The organism is Streptomyces sp. NPDC047525 (genome assembly GCF_040643025.1).
GTDB classification, from domain to species: Bacteria; Actinomycetota; Actinomycetes; order Streptomycetales; family Streptomycetaceae; genus Streptomyces; species Streptomyces durmitorensis.
Genome location: NZ_JBEYTL010000023.1, coordinates 23,769 through 45,673 on the forward strand (window position 1 = coordinate 23,769; position 21,905 = coordinate 45,673).

Annotated in this window: 8 protein-coding genes; all 8 read left to right on the forward strand. The window is 68.3% G+C overall.

The features are described 5' to 3' along the window. Positions 1-26 precede the first annotated feature (26 nt). The 8 genes from ABZ833_RS40475 (at position 27) to ABZ833_RS40510 (ending at position 21,902) form a co-directional block, all read left to right on the forward strand. A complete protein-coding gene (locus tag ABZ833_RS40475; RefSeq protein WP_361058088.1) occupies positions 27-665 on the forward strand; it encodes an FMN-binding negative transcriptional regulator in 639 nt (212 codons plus the stop codon). A 193-nt stretch (positions 666-858) separates the two neighbouring features. Next, positions 859-2,373, forward strand: coding sequence for a tryptophan 7-halogenase (locus ABZ833_RS40480; RefSeq protein WP_361058090.1), 1,515 nt, complete (start codon positions 859-861; stop codon positions 2,371-2,373). 568 nt (positions 2,374-2,941) lie between these two features. Continuing rightward, entirely contained in the window at positions 2,942-3,157 is a 216-nt protein-coding gene (locus ABZ833_RS40485) for an MbtH family protein (RefSeq protein WP_361058093.1), read from the forward strand. Positions 3,158-3,245: 88 nt separating this feature from the next. Then, complete coding sequence (locus tag ABZ833_RS40490) at positions 3,246-4,832, forward strand: amino acid adenylation domain-containing protein (RefSeq protein WP_361058095.1); 1,587 nt, start codon at positions 3,246-3,248, stop codon at positions 4,830-4,832. Positions 4,833-4,852: 20 nt separating this feature from the next. Continuing rightward, positions 4,853-5,086 carry a phosphopantetheine-binding protein gene (locus ABZ833_RS40495; RefSeq protein WP_361058097.1) on the forward strand — a complete coding sequence of 78 codons (234 nt, stop codon included), beginning with the start codon at positions 4,853-4,855 and terminating at the stop codon, positions 5,084-5,086. 9 nt (positions 5,087-5,095) lie between these two features. Then, positions 5,096-6,283 (forward strand): NAD(P)/FAD-dependent oxidoreductase, encoded by a 1,188-nt coding sequence (locus ABZ833_RS40500; RefSeq protein ID WP_361058099.1) that lies wholly within the window; start codon positions 5,096-5,098, stop codon positions 6,281-6,283. A gap of 62 nt (positions 6,284-6,345) precedes the next feature. Further along, positions 6,346-14,124, forward strand: coding sequence for an amino acid adenylation domain-containing protein (locus tag ABZ833_RS40505; RefSeq protein WP_361058101.1), 7,779 nt, complete (start codon positions 6,346-6,348; stop codon positions 14,122-14,124). Beyond that, positions 14,121-21,902, forward strand: coding sequence for an amino acid adenylation domain-containing protein (locus ABZ833_RS40510; protein WP_361058103.1), 7,782 nt, complete (start codon positions 14,121-14,123; stop codon positions 21,900-21,902). The genes ABZ833_RS40505 and ABZ833_RS40510 overlap by 4 nt, the downstream gene beginning before the upstream one ends. Positions 21,903-21,905 lie beyond the last annotated feature (3 nt).

The following is a 21,905-nucleotide window of genomic DNA, read 5'->3' on the forward strand; positions in this document are numbered from 1 at the left end:
GCCCCGACCAGCCCAGGGAGACTCCGATGTTCGTGCCCAGTTTCTACCGTCCGCCCGACAACACCTGGATGACCGAGATCGTCGTGAACAACCCGCTGGCGCTGCTGTCCAGTAATGGCCCCCTGGGAGAGGTCCCGTTCGCCACCCACCTCGCAGCGATCCCGGAAGCGTTCGCCACCGAGTCGGCCGACCTGTCCGGCAGCGTCCTGCTGTGCCATCTGAACCGGATGAACCCGCACTGGGCGGCGCTGGAGGACGGCAACGCCGCGCTGCTGACGTTCAACGGGCCGCACGGCTATGTCACACCGACCGTCTACGCATACACACCGGCCGCACCGACATGGAACTTCACCTCGATTCACATGCGCGGCACCATCGAGAAGATCGATTCCGGCGAGGAAACACTCGATGTGCTCATGGCCACGGTGCGCGCCTACGAGGCCCGGTTCGGCAGTGACTGGGACATGACCGAGTCGATCGGCTACTTCCGTCAGATCCTGCCGGGGGTCGGCGCCTTCCGTCTCCACGTGACCGGCGCCGAGGGAATGTTCAAACTCAGCCAGGAACAGAGCAGCGAGGTCCGCGATCGAGTGCAATGCTCGTTCAGCAGCCGACCGAGCACCCAACACCGCGCATTGGCCGACCTCATGAAACGCCTGGCCTGACGGAATCGCTCTCGTGGTCCTCGGCCCTTAAGGTCTCGCGGCAGCTGACTTGCAATCGCGCCACAAGCCCCCGTCTCCCAAACTCCGGGTGGTGGCACGGACATTCCGCAAGTGGTCGCGTCTGTACAGCGCGGACGTCATCGGTAAGGTCGGATACCTCTCGGCCATCCGCTCGTAGCACCATCGTGAGTTCATGCTTGAGGAGGCGACAGTGAATGCAGCTGAGGAGTTCGATGTCATCGTGGTCGGTGGTGGTCCCGGGGGATCGACCGCAGCCTCTTTCGTCGCGATGCAGGGGCACCGAGTTCTGCTGCTGGAGAAGGAATTCTTCCCGCGCTATCAGATCGGCGAGTCACTGCTGCCCGCGACGGCGCACGGAATCTGTCGGATGCTGGGTGTGGACGAAGAGGTAGAACGGGCCGGATTCACCCGCAAGTTGGGTGGCACATTCCGCTGGGGAGCCGATCCGGAGCCCTGGACCTTCTTCTTCTCCGTCTCGCCCCACTTGGCCGGGCCCACCTCATACGCCTTCCAGGTCGAGCGGATGAAGTTCGACCACATCCTCCTCAAGAACGCCGCCAAGGTCGGGGTCGACGTGCGGGAGGGGTGTGCGGTCCTCGACGTGGTCAAAGAGGACGGACGGGTCGCAGGCGTCCAGTACATGGATCCGCAGGACGGACGGCAGAGAGAAGTGCGGGCCAAGTACGTCGTGGACGCGTCCGGCAACAAGAGCCGAATTTATTCCGGCTCCGGTGCGAAGCGAGTTTATTCCGACTTCTTCCGCAATGTCGCCGTGTTCGGGTACTTCAACGGCGGTAAACGTCTGCCCAGTTCGCCGGGAAACATCTTCTCCGAGGCATTCGAGGACGGATGGTTCTGGTACATTCCGCTGTCCGACACGCTCACCAGCGTCGGTGTGGTGATCAACCACGAATCCGCGCACCAGATACAGGGTGACCATGAGCAGGCCCTGTTGCGGCTGATCGACAAGGCGCCAGGAATCCGCGACCTGCTCGCGGAAGCGGCCCGAGTCACCGAGGGTGTGTACGGTCAGGTGCGGGTCCGCAAGGACTATTCGTACCTCAACACGCGATTCTGGGGCGACGGTATGGTCCTGGTCGGGGATGCCGCGTGCTTTGTCGATCCGGTGTTCTCCTCAGGGGTCCACCTGGCCACCTACAGCGGCCTCTTGGCCGCCCGTTCGATCAACACGGTACTGGCGGGTGGGATCGACGAGAAGTCCTGTTTCGCGGAGTTCGAGTCACGGTACCGCCGTGAGTACGGCTTGTTCTACGAGTTCCTGATGTCGTTCTACAACCTGCACGCCGATGAGCAGTCCTACTACTGGCAGGCGAAGCAGGTCACCAAAGCCGCCGACTCCGAGCTGGAAGCCTTCGTGGAACTGGTCGGTGGAGTCGCCTCCTTGGACACGGCGTTCGCCAACCGGCAGTCCGCCCGGGCACGGATCGGCGGGACGGCCCGTGAACTGCGGAATGTGGTCGAGGCCAACCAGAGCCAGTCCGCCCAGGACGAGAACCTCTCGCTGTTCCAGTCGCCGTTCATGGGCGAAATGATGGAACAACAGACGCAGGTGCAGGCCACGGCGCTCATGGGTGGCGACGAGCACGAGCAGCCGATGTTCCCGAACGGACTGGTCTCCTCCATGGACGGCCTCCACTGGATGGTTCCTCCCGCACAGTCACGGTGACGGAGGGCCCACGGCGAGGAGCTTCCCCGCGTGCGCTTGACCACCTTGGCGGGAGAAGTTTGTTGAGACCGAAATTGAGCAGGCCCATTCGGTCTGGACCCACCGAGCAGCTATCGGTGGAGCGAATCGATGACATTTCGTCAGGCGCTATTCGTCAGGCGCTATTCGTCGGGCGATTCTGCTGGCGTACGGGGCGGATTCCGGTGGCGAGGTCTCCTATGTCTGCCTGGTCGTGGGTGATCGGGTGGGGCTTTCCGGTCAGGTCAAGACTGGATCCAGGTTCAGGGGTGACTTCGCGGCCGTCATGGTGGCACAGGCCTGAACAGACGCGGGTGCGGGAAGACGGCCCGGAGTTAAGGGATTCCGCCCGCCCTTGCGGCAATGCCGGTCGAGTCCTAGCGTCTTTGGCAGTGACGTTGGCATTCCCAGGATAGGCGCGGATGCCGGGTGTCCCGTCGGCAGGACAATGCCGACCGTGCACCTGCCCGGCCCTGGCGTCAGTCTCTCTCGACCGAGTCCTCTCCGTATTCCATCCCGAGTCACTCCGTGAATGTTAAGGACGGTGGCAGTGAGCACGAACCCCTTCGACGACGAGAACGGCAGCTTCTACGTCGTGGTCAACGACGAGGAGCAGCACTCCCTGTGGCCGGTGTTCACCGAAGTGCCCGCCGGCTGGCGGGTGGTCTTCGGCGAGGCGTCCAGGGCCGAGTGCCTGGAGTACGTCGAGCAGAACTGGACCGACCTGCGGCCGAAGAGCCTGCGTGAGGCCATGGCGGCGGACTGAAAAACGCTGAGCGCGCACAATTCTTCGCCCATCGCACCGGGGCGGCCCGCTTGTCGTCCACCGGAGCAGTACTTATCGGAGTTAGTTGATGATTCTCCGGGGAAAGCGGGTCGCTCTGCCGCCGACGCCTGTCGTCCACGCGCGGTTCGAGGCATGCGCCCGGGCCGCCCCGGACGCCGTTGCCGTCAGCTGCGCCGGAGAGCAGTTGACCTACGCGGAACTGGACGCCGCGGCCAATCGGTTCGCGCACTTCCTCATCGCGCGCGGACACGGCCGAGGCGCCAAGGTCGGTCTCTGTCTTGACTATTCGGTCGACCTGGTCGTCGTCATCCTCGGCACGCTGAAAGCAGGCGCGGCCTACGTGCCGTTCGACCCGGCTTATCCGGCGGCGAGACTCCGCCTGCTGCAGCAGCAGACCCCCGGTCTGGCCCTGGTCGTGGCCTCCCCGGCAACGGCCGGGCTGATCGAGTCGGCGGCGGTCGAAGTGGTCGCCCCTGAACGGCTTTCCGACCACCTTGAAGGCCTCCCGGCGACTGCTCCCGACGTCCCGGTCACCGGGGACGACGTGTGCTACGCGGTCTTCACCTCCGGGTCGACCGGTACGCCGAAACTCGCCGGGGTGCGGCACGAGGGCTGGTTCAACTTGCTGAACTGGCTGCAGATCGAGTACCGCCTGCACCCTGGGTCCAGCAACCTGGTCGTCAGCGCGTTCGGGTTCGATCTCTCCCAGCGCAGCCTGATGCTGCCGTTGTTCTGTGGTGCTACCCAGTACCTGATGGCGAGCCGCAACTTCGATGCCGCGATGGCGTATCGCTTGCTGAATGAGCACGAGATACACACCGTGCACTGCGCGTCGAGCACGCTGTACGTGCTGGTGGACTGGGAGACCGCCCGTGGTGGCGACGCCCTCAGCCGGCTGGACTACGTGCTCTTCGGCGGGGAACCACTGCACATCGAAAGGATCGCGGAGTGGGGTGGGCGTGAGGAGAACACGTGCACTCTCCTGCACCAGTACGGCGTCGCCGAGTGCACGGATGTCGCGTCGTCGTACGACCTCGCCGACACCCGGCCCGGCGAGCACGACATCGCCCCGGTCGGCAGGCCGGTCTACAACACCGAAATTCACATCCTGGACGAGCTGACGCGCGACGTCGGGGTGGGGGAGTACGGCGAGATCTGCATCTCCGGGACGGGCGTCGGCGCGGGCTACCTCGGCGGCACCGGACTCGAGCTCGAGCGGTTCACGACGATCCTGGTCGATGGCGAGTTGCGCAGGCTGTACCGCACGGGTGACCTCGGTTACGTCACCGAGTCCGGGCAACTCGTCGTCGTCGGCCGCATGGACGGGCAGGTGAAGGTGCGGGGGATGCGTATCGATCCCACCGACATCGAGCGCGCGCTCTGCAGACTGACCGGTGTCCGGCAGGCCGCCGTGGTGCCCGGGGAAAGCGATTCTGGCGAGGCCGAGCTGATCGCATTCATCGTCCCGGCGGGCAGTGGCCTCGACGAGAGCGACGTGCGCGCCGGACTTCTTGAGGCGCTGCCGCGGAACATGGTGCCGGCCAGGTTTCTCAGAATCCCGCGGATTCCGCTGAGTCCGCACGGAAAAGTGGACCGCGCCGCACTGGTCACGGAGCTCGGGAACCGGCATGTCGGCAGAGCCGACCATCCTTGATGGCCAACGGGAGGACTGCGATGCTTGTCGACGGAGTGCACGCCATTTGGTGTCGGGAACTCCAGCGAAATGACATAGCAATGGACGACAACTTCTTCGCTCTTGGCGGCCAGTCCTTGATCATGACAAGAATTCAAGGGGCTTTCATCGAGGAACTGGACGTCGAAGTCCCGATGGACCAGATGTTCCTCAATCCGACGGTGGCGTCGATTTCTGCGTACATCGAATCCCAGGGTGCGGTATCTCAAGAGTGAGCGAGGGCCATGTACGACGTAATTGTCATAGGCGCCCGCTGTGCGGGTTCGCCTGCGGCCATGCTGTTCGCCCGGCAGGGGTATCGGGTGCTGCTCCTGGAGAAGGCACGGTTCCCGCAGGATGCGCTGTCCTCGCATTACATCCATCAGCCGGGCGTGGCGCTGCTCGACCGGTGGGGGCTGCTGGACAGGCTCCGCGACGCGGGCTGCCAGCCGATCAACCATCAGAGTTATGAGGCGCCCGGAGTTCGGCTGGACGGCTTTTCCCTGCCGGTCGACGGTCACCGGACCACGTACGCGCCGAGGCGGTTCGTGCTCGACCCGGTTCTCGCGAACGGTGCTGTGGCGGCCGGCGTGGAGTTCCGGGAGTCCTGCGCGGTCACCGACCTGGTCTACGAGGACGACCGGGTCGTCGGGGTGCGGTACACCACGCCCGGGGGTGCCGAGGCGACGGAGTGGGCAGGCCTGGTCGTCGGCGCGGACGGCATGCGCTCGCTGGTGGCCCGGAAGGCCGGTGCCCGGACCGTCGTCGAGCACCCGCGGATGACCTGCACCTATTACAGCTACTGGGCCGGGGTTCCCGCGCACTTCGAGCTGTACGAACGGCAGGGGCGCTGGATCGGCCTGGCTCCGACGAACGACGACCTCACGCTGATCATGGCCTACTTTCCGCAGAGCGAGTTCCGCGAGGTCCGTACCGCGGTGGAATCCGCCTACCTCGCGGCCGTCCGTACGACGGCGCCCGAGGTGTACGAGCGGATGTCGGCAGGCAGGCGCGTGGAGCAGATGTACGGCACGGGCCATCAGGAGAACTTCTTCCGCAAGGCCTTCGGGCCCGGGTGGGTGCTGCTGGGTGACGCGGTGCACCACAAGGACTCCATCACCGCCCGTGGTATCACCGATGCCTTCATCCAGGCCCAGTCGCTCACCGGGCACATCGGGGAGCGACTGCACGACGGCGCCGCGCTCGACGTGGCGCTGCGGCGCTACGAGGAAGACCTGGGTGAGAAGTTCTTCAATCTCTATCAGGGCGCGCTCAACGTGGCCGAGCTCCAGCCCGAGGAGCAGGCGGGGATGCTGCGGAAGCTCGCCGGTCACCAGGAGTTGATCGACCGTTATTTCTCGACGGTGTCAGGCGCGTGCTCTCTGGATGACTTCTATAACGACGATCTCTTGACGGTGCTTGGTCAGAGCTGACCGACGGATCGCTCCCGCCTGCCCCGATTGCTCGCTGGTAGTTCCGCTGATTTGGAGATGCGATGATCCCGTTGTCGTTCGCGCAGCGTCGGCTGTGGTTCGTGGACCGGTTCGAAGGCCAGTCGGCGACCTACAACGCTGCCTTCGCTCTGCGGCTGACCGGTGAGTTGAGGGTGGACGCGCTCCAGTCGGCACTCCGCGATGTCATCGAACGGCACGAGGTGCTCCGCACGGTGATCGTCGAGGACGACGACGGCGTCCCGTACCAGCGGGTGCTGTCATCCGGGCAGCGGCCGTTCGACCTGCCGGTCGTCGAGGTCGCGCAGGAGGAGCGGGCCGCGACGGTCGCCGAGGTGGCGACCGGGCCCTTCGACCTGGCCACTGACGTGCCGATCCGCGCCCGCTTGGTGCGCTGTGGGCGACTGCGTGAGCACACCCTGGTGCTGGTGGTACATCACATCGCCATGGACGGGGAGTCCTTCGGGCCGCTGTTCCGCGATCTTGCCACGGCCTACGGGGCCCGTGCGCAGGGAAGGGCGCCGGGGTGGGAGCCGCTCCCGGTGCAGTACGCGGACTACACGCTGTGGCAGCGGGACGTGCTCGGTGACGAGTCCGCCCCGGACAGCCTGGCAGCCAGTCAGTTGGCGTACTGGCGGCAGACCCTGGCCGATCTCGCCCAGCCGCTGGCGATCCCCACCGACCGCCCGCGCCCGAGCGAGCTGAGCCGCCGCGGCGATCTGGTCAGCTTCTCGATCGACTCCGGCCTGCTCCGATCCGCGGAGAAGCTGGCCGCGCAAGCGGACGTCACGGTCTCGATGGTCATGCATTCCGCGCTGGCTGTTCTGATGCATCACCTCGGTTGCGGTGATGACGTGCCCATCGGCGCACCGATCGCCAGCCGTACCGATGAGGGGCTGCGGGACCTCGTCGGGTTCTTCGTCAATACCTGGGTGCTGCGCGTCGACCTGTCGCGGAATCCGACCTTCCGGAAGCTGCTCCAGCGGGTGCGGGACCGGTCCATTGCTGCGTACGACAACAAGGACGTGCCGTTCGAGCGGCTTGTGGAGCTGCTCAACCCAGGTCGGTCCACCGCGTATCACCCGTTCTTCCAGGTGATGCTTTCGTGGCAGCCGCCCGTACCGGCTCTGACACTGCCTGGCCTTGACGTCCAGCTCGAGAGGGTTGAGACCGGAACGGCGAAGTTCGATCTGTTCTTTGACCTGGTCCCGAACGCCTCCGGCGGGGCGGAGTGCCGGGTGGAGTACGCCACTGATCTGTTCGACAAGGGCACGGTCGAAGGGCTGGCGCGGCGCTTCGTGCGTGTGCTGGGCCGGCTTGTGGCGGATTCGGAGTGCAGGGTCGGCGGGGTCGATGTGCTCGATGCGGCCGAGCGGGACCGGTTGCTCGTCCGGTTCAACGATACGGCTGTGGCGGTGCGCGAGCAGACGGTGCCGGAGCTGTTCGAGGACCAGGTGGCCCGGACACCTGATGCGGTGGCGGTGGTGTGCGAGGAGCGGACGCTGACGTACCGGGAGTTGGATGACCGGGCGAATGGTGTCGCGTGGGAGCTGATCCGGCGGGGCGCGGGTCCTGAGGACGTGGTGGTGCTTGCGCTGCCGCGGACGGAGGAGCTGGTGGTCGGTCTGCTGGGGATCCTCAAGTCGGGTGCCGGGTACCTGCCGATGGATCCGCGGTACCTCGGCGGACGAGCGAAGGATGTGCTGTCCGAGGCGGCGCCGCGATTCGCGGTGACGGACACCGCAGTGTGGCAAGGCCTGCCCCGCAACGGCATCCAGACCGTCGACCTCGACCGCCGCGGGGAATGGGAGCCGTCCGACGGAGCTCCGGACGACGCTGCCCGGAGCGCACCGTTGAGTCCGGACAATTTGGCGTACGTGATGTACACCTCGGGTTCGACTGGGATGCCGAAAGGCGCGGCGATCACCCACCGCAATGTCGTCAACGGGGTGCGGGAGCTGGCGCGTGTGCTGGACGCGTCCGCGGGGTGGAAGATGCTGGCCGGTACCTCGGTGAACTTCGATGTGTCGGTCTTCGAGCTGCTGACCGCCCTGTCGAGTGGTGGTGCGGCCGAGATGGTGCCGGACGCGCTGGTGTTGGGTGAGCGGGGTGGCTGGGGCGGCCATGTGATCAGTGCGGTGCCCTCGGTGCTCGGGGAAGTGGTGGGTCAGCTGGGGGATGCGGCCGGTGTGCGTGCGGTGGTCCTCGCGGGTGAGGTGCTTCCGGCCCGGCTGGTGCGGCAGGTACGCGAGGCTCTGCCCGGGGCGCAGGTCGTGAACTGCTACGGACAGAGTGAAAGCTTCTACGTCAGCGCGTTCTCCCTGGCGGCGTCCGAGGAGTGGGCGGATGGCGAGGTCGCGCCGATCGGCAGCCCGTTGGGGAACATGCGCGCCTACGTGCTGGGCCCGGGGCTCGCTCCGGTGCCGCAGGGCGTGATCGGTGAGCTGTATGTGGCCGGGACATGCCTGGGCCGGGGTTACCACGGCCGGCCGGGCTTGACCGCGGAGCGGTATGTGGCTGACCCGTTCGGCCCCGCGGGTGAGCGGATGTATCGCACCGGTGACCTGGCCCGCTGGACCGCGCAGGGCCGGCTGGAGTGTGTCGGCCGGGCTGATGGCCAGGTGAAGGTGCGCGGCTTCCGTATCGAGACCGCTGAGGTCGAAGCGGCGATCACGCAGCACCCCGGAATCATTGAGGCGGCTGTCGTCAGCCGGGAGGTACCCGCGGGCGGCAGCCGACTCGTCGCCTACGTGGTGCATATCCACGGGGAAACCGGCCCGGCCGACGGCGCGGGCGGGATCCCTGATGTGGACCTTCAGGCCGGTGTTTCGGCTGCTGAGTTGCGCACGTTCGTCGGGGCGCGGCTGCCCGACTACATGGTGCCGTCGGCCTTTGTGGCTCTCGGCCGACTGCCGCTGGGGCCGACGGGCAAGCTGGACCGTTCGGCGCTGCCCGAACCGGAGTTCGTGGGGGAGACCTACCGGGAGCCGCGTACTGAGGCCGAGGCGGTCATCACCGCGGCATACGCGGACGTGCTCGGTGTGGAGCGGGTCGGCGTGGACGACGATTTCTTCACGGCGGGCGGGGACAGCCTTCGCTCGATCCAGGTAGTGGCACGAGCCAGGGCCCGGGGCCTGCACCTCACGACGCGGGAGATCTTCGAGTGCCGCACAGCGGCCCGGCTGGCCGAGGTGGCCCACGCCCGCGAGAACGCGGTGCCCGCGCTCACGGAGGACGAGAGCAGAGGCATCGGCCCGATGATGCTGCCCCCGGTGGCCCGGCAGGTGTTCGAGCACGGCGGCGGCATCGACCGGTTCGCCATGGCGATGGCGCTGGAGCTGCCCGCGGGTATGGACGCGGACGGTCTTGCCTCGACGCTGGACGCCGTCCTCGGGCGGCACGACCTGCTGCGCGCGCAGTTGATGCGCGGCCAGGAGACTCATCTGCTCGTCCACCCGGTGGGTTCTGTGCGGGCATCCGACCTGATCCGCCGGGTCGAATGCGACGGCCGGTGGGACGAGCCGTCCTCCCTGGCGGCGGCGAAGGCGGCGCTGGACGACGCGGTCGGGCGGCTGGACCCGGAAGCCGGGAAGATGGCGGATTTCGTCTGGTTCGCCGCGCCCTCGGGCGCGGGCCGGCTGCTGGTGGTGCTGCACCACCTGGTGGTGGACGGCGTCTCCTGGCGCATTCTGATGTCCGACTGCGCCGAGGCGTGGCGGCAGGTCTGCTCAGGCCGCACGCCCGAGCTGCCGGCGGTCGGGACGTCGGCCCGCCGCTGGACCGCCGCGCTGCAGGCCGAGGCAGTCCGCCCCGGGCGGGAGGAGGAGCTGGCGTACTGGCGGAATGTGCTGGCCGCGTCGAACCCCCCGCTGGGCACCAGGGCGTTCGACCCGGCGGTGGACATGATGTCCACGCTCGACACCGTGCACGTGACCCTGCCGACCGAGGTCACCGAGGCGGTGCTCACCCGCCTTCCCGCGGCCTTCAACGGCACCGGCACCGACGTCCTGCTCGCCGCGCTTGCCCTGGCCGTGAACCGGTGGCGCGGTGCGGACGGCTCGACCCTGGTCCGGCTGGAGGGGCACGGCCGCGAGGAGGACATCGCCCCTGGTGCCGATCTCTCCCGCACCCTCGGGTGGTTCACCAGCATGTACCCGGCCCGGATCGACGTGCGCGGGGTGGACCTGGCCGACGTGCTGGACGGCGGCCCCACGGTCGGCAAAGCGATCAAGCTGGTCAAGGAACAGCTCCGCAGCATCCCGGACGACGGCGTGGGCTACGGACTGCTGCGCTACCTCAACGCGCAGACCGCCCCGCAGCTCACCGGCCACCCGGCACCGCAGATCGGCTTCAACTACCTCGGCCGCATCTCCGACACGGACATCCCCCAAGAGCTGCGCGGGGACGGGTGGGGCCCGGCATCCTGGTCCAGAGAGCTGGTGCCGGCGCCCGACCCGGACATGCCCGCTCTGTCCTCGCTTGAGGTCGGCTCGGTCGCCACGGACACCGCCGACGGCACCCAGCTCCAAGCGGCCTTCATGTTCCCCACCGGGGTGCTGTCCCGCGAGCGGACCGCCGAACTCGCCGAACTGTGGGTCGAGGTGCTGCACGGCATGGCCGCCCACGCCGCCTGCCCGGACGCCGGAGGGCTCACACCCTCGGACGCCCCACTGGTTCCGGTACGGCAGGACGAGATCGAGGGATGGGAGACACGCTACGGCCGGCTGACCGGGATATGGCCGCAGGCCCCGGGACAGTCCGGCATCCAGTTCCAGGCCGCGCTCGCCGAGGGCTCGTTCGACGTCTACCACATGCAATTCGTGCTGCACCTGTCCGGCTCCGTAGACCCCGAACGTATGCGGGCGGCAGGGCAGGCACTCCTCGACCGCTACCCCAACCTACGCGCCGCCTTCCTCACCACAACCGCGGGCGACCCCGTACAGGTCATACCCGAACACGTCACCCTCCCCTGGCAGCACATCGACCTGACTCGACGCAGCCAAACCGAACGGGACGCGGCACTCGACGCATATCTCGCCGACGACCGGGCCGATCCAATCGACCCCGCCCGGCCACCGCTGATCCGCCTCGGTCTGTGCACCTACGGTCCGCAGCAGGCGAAACTCGTCATCACGGCGCATCACACCGTGTTCGACGGCTGGTCATCGCCGTTGGTGTTCAGGGATCTGATCCGGCTGTACTCCGGGACAGGCGAACTCGCTCCCGTCCGCAGCTACGGCGACTACCTCGCCTGGCTCTCCACCCGGGACCGTGAGGCGACGGCCGCCCGGTGGCGGGCCGAGCTCACCGGCTTCGACCAGCCGACCCTCGTGGCCCCGAACGTCACCTTCCAGGACACGGCGTCCGCCCTCGGGAAGGTCGAGGTGCCGTTGTCGATCCACCAGGGGCGTGAACTCGCCCAGCGCGCCGCGGAACTCGGAGTCACGCTGAACACGCTCCTGCAGGGCGCGTGGGCGATTCTGCTCTCCAAGCTGACCGGACAGCAGGACGTGGTGTTCGGCGCCTTTGTCAACGGCCGCCCGGCGGATCTCCCAGGCTCGGAGGAGATGGTCGGCCTGTTCATCAACACCCTGCCGATCAGAGTGTTCTGCGAGCCGGAGCGCAGCGTGGGCGTTGTCCTCACCGAGCTGCAGGACCGGCAGACGGCGCTGCTCGACCACCACTACTACGGGCTGGCCGACATCCAGCGCGGCACCGGACTGCCTGCCCTGTTCGACACCTTCGTCGGGTTCGAGAACTACCCGATCGACCGTGAGGGCATCATCGACGCGAACGCCTCGGCGGGGCTCACGATCGACAGCATTCGGCCGATCGCGGGCTCGCACTACGCGCTCGGCCTCGCCGCCGCCGCCCCCTACATGCGGCTGGCCCTCGACTATCAGAAGAGCCTCTACGGCCACGACGAGGCCGAGAGGATCGCCGCACGGCTGGTCCGGGTGCTGGATCAAGTGGTCGCGGATCCGCAGGTGTTGGTCGGTGCGATCGACGTGTTGTCGGAGCCGGAGCGGGAGCAGCTGCTGCGGCGGGTCAATGACACGGTGCATCCGGTGGCTGAGGTGACCTTGCCGGCCGCGTTCGAGGCGCAGGTGGAGCGTGATCCTGAGCGGACCGCTGTGCTCGGTGAGCAGGAGACGCTGAGCTATGGGGAGTTGAACCGGCGTGCCAACCGGCTGGCGCACTGGCTGGTCGAGCAGGGCGCGGGGCCGGAACACATCGTCGCGGTACGGATCCCCCGCTCGGTCGAGCTGATAGTGGCGGCTTACGCGGTGGTCAAGGCGGGTGCCGTCTACGCGCCGGTGGACACCGAGCTGCCCGAGGACCGGGTGCGGCAACTGCTGGAAAGCGCCGAGCCACTGCTGGTACTCGATGCGCTTCCGGAGGTGTCCGGATACGCGGAGACGAACCCGGAGCGGGAGTTGTCGCCGGACAACGCCGCGTACGTGATCCACACCTCTGGTTCCACCGGCGGCCCCAAGGGCGTGCAGGTGTCGCATCGGTCGATCATGAACCGTCTGGAGTGGGGTCGGTCGCATTTCGGCATCGGTGCCGAGGACCGGATGCTGTTCGGCACATCGGCGAGTTTCGACGCGTCGGTGCCGGACATTTTCGCCCCCTTGCAGGTCGGCGCCTCCGTCGTCGTCGCACGCCCGGACGGGCAGCGGGATCCGGCGTATCTCGCCGAGCTGATCCAGCGGGAGCGGGTGACCGGTGCGGGCCTTGTGTCCTCGCTGCTGGCTGCGTTCCTCCCCGAGCCCGCGGCGAAGAAGTGCACCAGCCTGCGCTGGATCGAGGTAGGGGCCGAGCCGTTCCCGGCCGCGCTGGCCCGGAAGGCCGCCGACCTGCTCCCCGGCCTCCGTGTGTACAACCTCTACGGGCCGACCGAGGCGACCGTCCAGGTCACCGCACACCAGTACGTGCCGGGTGCGGACCGGGTGCCGATCGGAACGCCGATCTGGAACAACCAGGTGTATGTGCTTGACGATGCGCTGTGTCCGGTCCCGGCCGGGGTCACCGGTGAGCTGTATCTGGCCGGTGCCGGGCTCGCCAGGGGCTATCTGGGGCAGACCGGCTTGACGGCGGAGCGGTTCGTCGCCTGCCCCTACGGTGAGCCCGGTGCGCGGATGTACCGCACCGGAGACCTCGTGCGCTGGGACACCGACGGCCGGCTCGAATACATCGGCCGGACTGACTTCCAGGTCAAGCTGCGCGGATTCCGCATCGAGCTGGGCGAGATCGAGAACGTGCTGACAGGGCACCCCGGTGTGGCACAGGTGGCGGTCGTGCTGCGGGAGGACCGCGCAGATGACCAGCGACTGGTCGCGTATGTGGTGCCGAGCGGTGAGGCGGACCCGGCCGGGCTGGATGTCGTGGCCTTGGTGGACCTGCTCCGGGAGCGGTTGCCGGAGTACATGGTCCCCTCGGTGATCGTGCCGATGGCCACGCTCCCCACGACATCGAGCGGGAAGCTCCACAGAGGTGCGCTCCCCGCTCCCGACTACACCGAGGTCGCGGCCGGACGAGGGCCGCGCAATGGCAAGGAGAAGGTTCTCTGCCGGCTCTTCGCCGGGCTGCTCGGTGTCGAAGAGGTCGGCATCGATGCCAACTTCTTCGAGCTCGGGGGCCATTCGCTGCTGGCCACGCGGCTGATCGGCCGCATACGCAACGAGCTCCACGTCGACGTGAAAGTCACGACGGTCTTTGCCAATCCGACCGTCGCCAAGTTGGCGGTTCAGCTTGAGGAACTGGCTACGTCGAACCGCCCCCAGCTGCGCCGGATGACCCTTGAGGAGAAGCGTCGATGATCCCGTTGTCCTTTGCCCAGAGCCGGCTGTGGTTCCTCCACCGGCTGGAAGGCCCGACCGCCACTTACAATGGCCCGTTCGTGCTGCGCCTGGAGGGGGCTCTGGACACCGAGGCCCTGGGTGCAGCGGTGCGGGACGTCACCACCCGGCACGAGAGTCTGCGCACCTTGATCGTGGAGGACGCGGAGGGCACGTCAGAGCAGCTGGTCCTGTCGCCGGAGGAGGCCGACTTCAGGTTCCGGGTGGTCGACACGGCGGCGGACGTGGTGGACGCCGCGATAGACGAGGCAGCGAGCGAGCCGTTCGACCTGGAAGCCGAACTTCCTTTGCGGACGACCGTATTCCGGGTCGCTCCGCAAGAGCACGTGCTGGTGTTCGTGTTCCATCACATCGCCGCGGACGGGGCATCGCTGGCGCCGTTCCTCCGCGACCTGGTGTCGGCGTACTCGGCCCGCCGTCAGGGGAACGCGCCGGACTGGACACCGCTTCCGGTGCAGTACAGGGACTACACGCTGTGGCAACGGCAGCTGCTGGGCGACGAAGCGGATTCCGACAGCGTCGCGGCCGGGCAACTGGATTACTGGCGGAAGGAACTGGCCGGGGTGCCGCAACCGGTGCAGCTGCCCCTGGACCGGCCGCGGCCGACGACCGCCGACCACCGCGGCGGCCATGTCTCATTCGAGCTGGAACCCAAACTGCTCGCCGGGCTGGGAAAACTCGCCGCGGAACGCGGTGCCACCGCGCCGATGGTCGCGCAGGCCGCGCTCGCGGTGCTGTTGCATCACCTCGGAGCCGGCGACGACCTGACCATCGGCAGCCCGATCGAGGGGCGCGCCGACGAGCAACTCGACGACTTGGTCGGGTTCTTCGTCAACACCTGGGTGCTGCGCGTCGACGTGTCGAAGAACCCGTCGTTCGGCGATCTCGTCGATCAGGTGCGGGACAGGGCCCTCGGTGCGTACGACAACCAGGACCTGCCGTTCGAGCGCCTGGCAGGACTGCTCAACCCGGACCACTCCATCTCGTACTCACCCCTGTTCCAGGTGATGCTGGCCTGGCAGTTCATGTGGCAGGAGATCGAGATGCCCGGGCTGCTGGTCACGCCCGTCCCCGTGGGCACCGATACCGCGAAGTTCGACCTGTTCTTCAACATCATCCCGCACGCGTCCGGGCGTGCGTACGGACGGCTGGAGTATGCGACGGAGCTGTTCGACCACTCCACGGCGGAGAGTTTCGTCGACCGCTACGTGCGCGTGCTGCGGCAGGTGATCGCCGACCACAGGGTCCGGGTCGGTGAGGTGGACCTGCTCGCCGAAGACGAACGGGACCTGCTGACGAGCGTGAACGAGACAGCGGAGCCGGTGCGGGGAGCGACGGTACCGGAACTCGTCACCGCCCAGGCGATGCGGACACCGAACGCGACAGCGGTGGTGGCCGGGCAGACGGAGTTGTCGTATGGGGAGTTGAACGTCCGCGCCGCCCGGCTGGCCACGCTGTTGCGTGAACGCGGGGTGGGGCCGGATGTGGTGGTGGCCGTGGCGTTGCAGCGCACGGCGGACCTGGTGGTCGCGCTGCTGGGTGTGCTCAAGGCCGGCGGTGCCTACCTGCCGATCGATCCAGAGTATCCAGCCGCGCGCATGGACCTCCTGCTCAATACCGCCGAGCCCGCCCTGGTGCTGACCGACGGGGAGACGTCGGCGGTGCTGCCCGAGTGTCAAGTGCCGGTGCTCCACTTGGCTGACCTGAACGTCGACGACCCCGACGGTCCCGTGGTCGCAGGCTCGAACGTGCGGATCAGGCCGGACAATCTGGCGTATGTGATGTACACCTCCGGCTCCACGGGCAAGCCCAAGGGCGTCTGCCTCACCCATGCCACCGTGAGCAACGCTGTGCGGCAGGTCCGGAGCACAGCGCGGATGGAGCCGGGATCCCGCATGCTCGGCGCGACCTCGGTGAGCTTCGACGTCTCCGTGTTCGAGATCTTCGCCGCCCTCGCCGCCGGAGCGAGCGTCGAGGTCGTCCGTGACGTACTCGAACTCGCCGAACGCGACAGCTGGTCGGGCACCACCGTCAACGTGGTGCCGAGGGTGTTCGCAGCGCTGCTCGACACCGTGACCAAGGACCCAGGCTCCGTCGAGCTCGACTTCCACACCGTGATCTTCGGTGGTGAACCGCTCACGGCCGAGCTGGTCCACAGGGTTCATCAGGCCTTCCCAGAGGTCCGAGTCGTGCACGGCTACGGACAGACAGAAAGCTTCTACTTCTCCACCTTCGAGATCCCGCCGCAGTCGACGGAAACAGGCGTGATACCGGTCGGAAGACCAGTCGCCAATATGGGCGCCTACATCCTGGGACCAGAACTCACTCCGGTACCGCCCGGCGTGACCGGGGAGCTGTATGCGGCCGGCCTGATCGCCCGGGGCTACCAGCACAGTGGCGGGGCGACGGCCGAACGGTTCGTCGCCTGCCCCTTCGGGCCTGCCGGGGAACGGATGTACCGGACCGGTGACCTGGCTCTGTGGGACAAGAACGGTCAGCTGAAGATCGTGGGGAGAGCCGACTCCCAGGTCAAGGTGAACGGCATCCGCGTCGAGCCGACCGAGATCGAAATGGTCCTCGCCCAGCATCCCGCGGTCAGGCAGGCGGTGGTCACGGCACGCAAGGACCACACCGGCACCACGCGCCTCGTCGGCTATGTGGTGCTTGCGGGCGCTGCCGGAGGCGGCGATGTCGACATCCTGCAGGCCCATGCTTCCACGGCGGATCTGCGGCGGTTCCTGGCCGGGCGGCTGCCGGACTACATGGTGCCCGCCGTGCTCATCATGCTGGACCGACTGCCGTGGACCACGACAGGAAAACTGGACCAGGACGCTCTGCCCGAACCGGAGTTCGCCGGTGCCGAGTACCGGGCGCCGCGCAGCGACGATGAGCGGGTTCTGGCCGAGGTGTACGCCGGCGTTCTCGACGCCCCGCAGGTCGGTGTCGACGATGACTTCTTCGCGGTCGGCGGGGACAGCATTCGCTCCCTTCAGGTCGTCGCACGTGCCAAGGCACGCGGTGTCGCCATCAGCACGCGTGAGATCTTCGAGCACCGTACGGTCGCCCGGCTGGCGCAGCTGGTCGGGGGACGGGAGAACGAGAAACGCCTGACCCTGGCCGAGCTGCCCGGTGGCGGCGTTGGGTGGGCTCCGCTGCTGCCGACGGCGGCGCACGTGCTCGCGCTGGGCGGTGGCATCGGCCGGTTGTGCATGTCCGCGATGCTGACCCTGCCCGCGGACATCGACAGTGCCGAGCTGGCCGCCACGTTGCAGGCGGTGCTGGATCGGCACGACGTGCTGCGCTCCCGGCTCGACCGGGAGCTGCCCGGGCTGCGGATGGGGCCGGCCGGCAGTGTGGACGCCGGTGCGCTGATGCGGGAAGTCGACTACCGCGGCGCCGATGTGAACGCGGAGCTGGACGCGGCCGCGGACCGCCTTGACCCGGACGCGGGCGTCATGGCGCAGTTCGTCCGGTTCACCTCCGACACGGGCGCGGACCGGTTGTTGGTCGTGCTGCACCATCTGGTCGTCGACGGAGTGTCGTGGCGGATCCTGGTTCCGGACCTGGTCTCGGCCTGGCAGCGGGCCCGCGACGGCCGGACTCCGGCGCTGGAAGGGACGGGTACCTCGGTGCGGCGGTGGGCGCATGCCCTGGCCGACGAGGCGGCCACCCCGGGGCGGGTGGCGGAACTGCCGGTGTGGCAGCGGATCCTGGCCGGAGACGAGCCGGTGCTGGGCGCGCGGGAGCTGGACCGCACGCGGGATGTCACGGCGACCGTGGACACCGTCCGCATCCAGTTGTCGTCCGACGTAACCGAAGTGTTGCTGAACACGGTGCCCGCAGTCTTCCGCGGCAATGTCGACCACGCTCTGCTGGCCGGGCTTGCCCTGGCCATGGCGCGCTGGCGCCGGAGTCGGGGCGTGGCCGGATCCTCGGCGTTGGTCCGGCTGGAAGGACACGGCCGGGAAGAGCAGGTGGTGCCCGGCGCGGATCTGTCGGGCACGGTCGGATGGTTCACAGCGATGTACCCGGTATGCCTGGACATGGCCGGCGTCGATGTGGCGGAGGCGTTCGCCGGCGGTCCGGCGGCCGGGAGGGCGGTCAAGACGGTCAAGGAGCAGCTGTGGGCGGTGCCGGACAACGGCATGGGCTATGGCCTGCTGCGCCACTTCAACCGCGAGACAGCCGCCGTTCTGGGGAAGGAGCGGGAGCCGCAGATCGGATTCAACTACCTCGGCAGGTCATCCGGCGGGATTGTTCCCGAGGACCTGCGCGGCCTGGGCTGGGCCCCGGACACCGCATACCAGGACCTGATCGCCGCGCCCGACGAGGACATGCCGGTGCTGTCGGCGCTGGAGATCAACGCCGCGGCCCTGGCCACTCCCGGCGGAGACGAGCTGACCGCCTACTTCAGCTTCCCCACCGGAGTGCTGTCCCGGGACGAGGTGAGCGAGCTGGCCGGGCTGTGGGTCCAGGCACTGACCGCCCTGGCCCGGCACGCCGCCACCTCCGACGCGGGAGGTCTGACCCCCAGCGACGCACCACTGGTCCCGGTACGTCAGGAGGAGATCGACACCTGGGAGGACCGCTTCGGCAAGCTGGCCGAGGTGTGGCCGACGACCCCGGCACAGTCCGGGTTCCTCTTCCACACGATGCTGGCTGACGCATCGTTCGACCCGTACCAAGGGCAGTTGGTGTTCCGCCTGTCCAGCGAGGTCGACCCGGAGCGGATGCGCCGGGCCGGGCAGGCGCTGCTGGGGCGCTACGCCGCACTCCGCACGGCGTTCGTCGACCGGGCTGACGGCGACATCGTGCAGGTGGTGCCGGAGGAGGCGTCATTGCCGTGGCAGTACCTCGACCTGACCGCCGTCGACGAGGCGGAGCGCGGCGCGACGTTCGAGCGGTTCCTCGCACAGGACCGGGCCACCCGCTTCGACGTGGGCGATCCGCCGCTGTTCCGGCTGGCACTCGCTGTCCTTGAGCCTGACCGGCCCGAACTGGTTCTCACCGCCCACCACGTACTGTTCGACGGCTGGTCCGCGCCCTTGTTGTTGCGGGACCTGTTGCTGCTCTATGCCTTCGACGGTGATCCGGCCGGTTTGCCCGGGACCAGTGACTACGGCGACTTCCTGGCCTGGCTGGTCCGGCAGGACCAGGACGAGGCGGCACGGGAGTGGGCGGCCGAACTCGAAGGGCTCGACGGGCCGACCCTGCTCGCCCCCGGTTCCGCGGTCGCGGACGGCGACGGTCGCGGCCAGGTCGACATCCCGCTCACGCTCGATGAGGCGCGCGAACTGAGCCGCCGGGCATCTGAATCGGGCATCACCGTCAACAGCCTGATCCAGGGCGCCTGGGCGCTGCTGCTCGGTCAGCTCACCGGCCGTCAGGACGTGGTGTTCGGTGCCACCGTGTCCGGGCGCCCGGCCGCGGTAGAGGGCGTCGAGTCCATGGTCGGGATGTTCATCAACACCGTTCCTGTACGCGTCAGGCACACACCGGCCGACACGCTCGCCGAGGTCGTCACCCGGCTGCAGAGCCGGCAGGCGGCCCTCTCGGAGCACCACTATTACGGGCTCGCAGAGATCCAGCAGGCCGCCGGCATGCAGTCCCTCTTCGACACGCTGGTCGTCTTCGAGTCTTTCCCCACCGACCGGGAGGGCCTCAGTGCCGCCAGTGAAGCCGCGGACGGGCTCACCTTCACGGGCTTCGACCCGTCCGCGGGCAACCACTACCCACTGTGCTTGATAGGGGCGCCCGACCCGCACCTTCAGCTGATCATGCAGTACGACACGGGTGTCTTCGACTGTGACACGGCGCAGAAGTACGCGGCCCGCCTCGTCCGCATCCTGAGGCAGATGGCGGCCGGCCTCGAACTGAAGGTCGCGCAGCTCGATGTCCTGGAGCCGGCCGAACGCGACTGGCTGCTGGCGGAGTTCGACCACCCGGCCGCCCCGGCCCCGGACGCCACCCTCATCGCGCGCGTCGAGGCACAGGCGGCGCGAACCCCGGACGCGGTCGCCGTGGTCGCCGGGGACGAGTCGCTCACGTACGCCGAGGTGGACGCCCGCGCCGAGCGGCTCGCGGCCGAGCTGGCCGGGCGCGGAGTGGGCCCGGAGACCGTGGTGGGCTTGGTCCTGCCGCGTACTGCGGCCATGGTCGTGGCTCTCCTGGGCGTGCTCAAGGCGGGCGGAGCCTATCTGCCCGTGGACCCCGCCTACGCCCGCAGCCGCCTCCCGCACATCCTCCCCGGCGCCCGTCCGCACTTGGTCCTGGCCGACGCCGGTACCCGCGAACTCGTCCCCGCCACCGACACCCCCGTCCTCGTCCTTGACGAGGATCTCCTGACCACGGATCAGGACATCCCCGCCGCCGCGGAAGCCGCGGCGCGGCCGGCGGCCGGTCCGGGGAACATCGCCTTCGTCGTCTACACCTCCGGCTCGACCGGAGTGCCCAAGGGCGTGGGTATCAGCCATGCCACCGTCGTCAACGCCGTGGACACCATGGTCGCGCACGCCGGGATGGCGTCCGGCCGGCGGGTGCTCCTCGCCGCCTCGTTCGGCTTCGACGTCGCCACCTTCGAGTTGTTCTCCGCGCTCACCACGGGGGGCAGCGTCGAGATCGTGCGCGATGTGCTGGAGCTGACCGAACGCGACACCTGGGACGTCGATGTCATCTGCTCGGTGCCGTCTGCCTTCGCCGAACTCGTCGGCCAGCTCGGCGACCGCATCCGACCCACCGCGCTGAACATCTCCGGAGAAGTGCTGACCCCAGCCCTGGCGGAGCAGGTGCGCACGCTCTGGCCGGACGCCCGCGTCATCAACAGCTATGGCCCCAGCGAGACCTTCTACGCCACCGCCCACCTGCTGCGCCCCGACGAGCCGTACGACACCGATGTGCCCATCGGCAGGCCCTTCCCGGGGGTACGCGCCTACATCCTCGGCCCCAGCCTCACCCTGCTGCCCCCGGACACCCCGGGCGAGCTCTATCTGGCCGGGGCCGGACGCGGCTACCAAGGCCAGCCCGCCCTGACCGCCGACCGCTTCGTCCCCGACCCCTACGGGCCACCCGGCACCCGCATGTACCGCACCGGCGACCTCGCCCGCCTCTCCCCGGACGGTGAACTGCACCACCTGGGCCGCATCGACACCCAGGTCAAGATCCGTGGTTACCGCGTCGAACCCGGCGAGGTCGAGACCGCTCTGACTGCACATCCCCACGTAGCTCAGGCCGCAGTCGTGCCCCGGGCGCTCGACGGCAACCGCTACCTGACCGCCTATCTCACGCCCACACCGGGCGAGACCGGCCCGGACCCGGCCGTACTCCAAGACTTCCTGGCCGATCGGTTGCCCGATTACATGGTCCCTGCCGCCTTCGTGCTGCTCGACCGACTGCCCCTGTCCCCCAACGGCAAGCTCGACCACAAGGCCCTGCCCGCCCCCGCCCTCACCTCCGCCACGCCCTTCCGGGCGCCCCGCACCGCCCGCGAGGAGGGCCTGGCCACGCTGTTCGGCGAGGTGCTCGGCGTGGACCGGGTCGGTGCCGACGACAGTTTCTTCGCGCTCGGCGGGCACTCCCTGCTCGCCACGCGGCTGATCGGCCGCGTCCGCGTCGAGATGGGGTTGGAGATACCGATTCGCAAGATCTTCGACCTGCCGACAGTGTCCGCGCTCGCCGCGTGGTCCGAGGAATCGGCAGTTCCCCTTCGCCCTGGCCTCCGCAAGATGACCGTAGAGGAGTGAACC

What these genes read in the sequence shown, in the direction of transcription:
- ABZ833_RS40475 (WP_361058088.1), top strand. Translation starts at nt 27, where the DNA reads ATGTTCGTGCCCAGTTTCTACCGTCCGCCCGACAACACCTGGATGACC.
- ABZ833_RS40480 (WP_361058090.1), top strand. Translation starts at nt 859, where the DNA reads ATGCTTGAGGAGGCGACAGTGAATGCAGCTGAGGAGTTCGATGTCATC.
- ABZ833_RS40490 (WP_361058095.1), top strand. Translation starts at nt 3,246, where the DNA reads ATGATTCTCCGGGGAAAGCGGGTCGCTCTGCCGCCGACGCCTGTCGTC.
- ABZ833_RS40495 (WP_361058097.1), top strand. Translation starts at nt 4,853, where the DNA reads ATGCTTGTCGACGGAGTGCACGCCATTTGGTGTCGGGAACTCCAGCGA.
- ABZ833_RS40500 (WP_361058099.1), top strand. Translation starts at nt 5,096, where the DNA reads ATGTACGACGTAATTGTCATAGGCGCCCGCTGTGCGGGTTCGCCTGCG.
- ABZ833_RS40505 (WP_361058101.1), top strand. Translation starts at nt 6,346, where the DNA reads ATGATCCCGTTGTCGTTCGCGCAGCGTCGGCTGTGGTTCGTGGACCGG.
- ABZ833_RS40510 (WP_361058103.1), top strand. Translation starts at nt 14,121, where the DNA reads ATGATCCCGTTGTCCTTTGCCCAGAGCCGGCTGTGGTTCCTCCACCGG.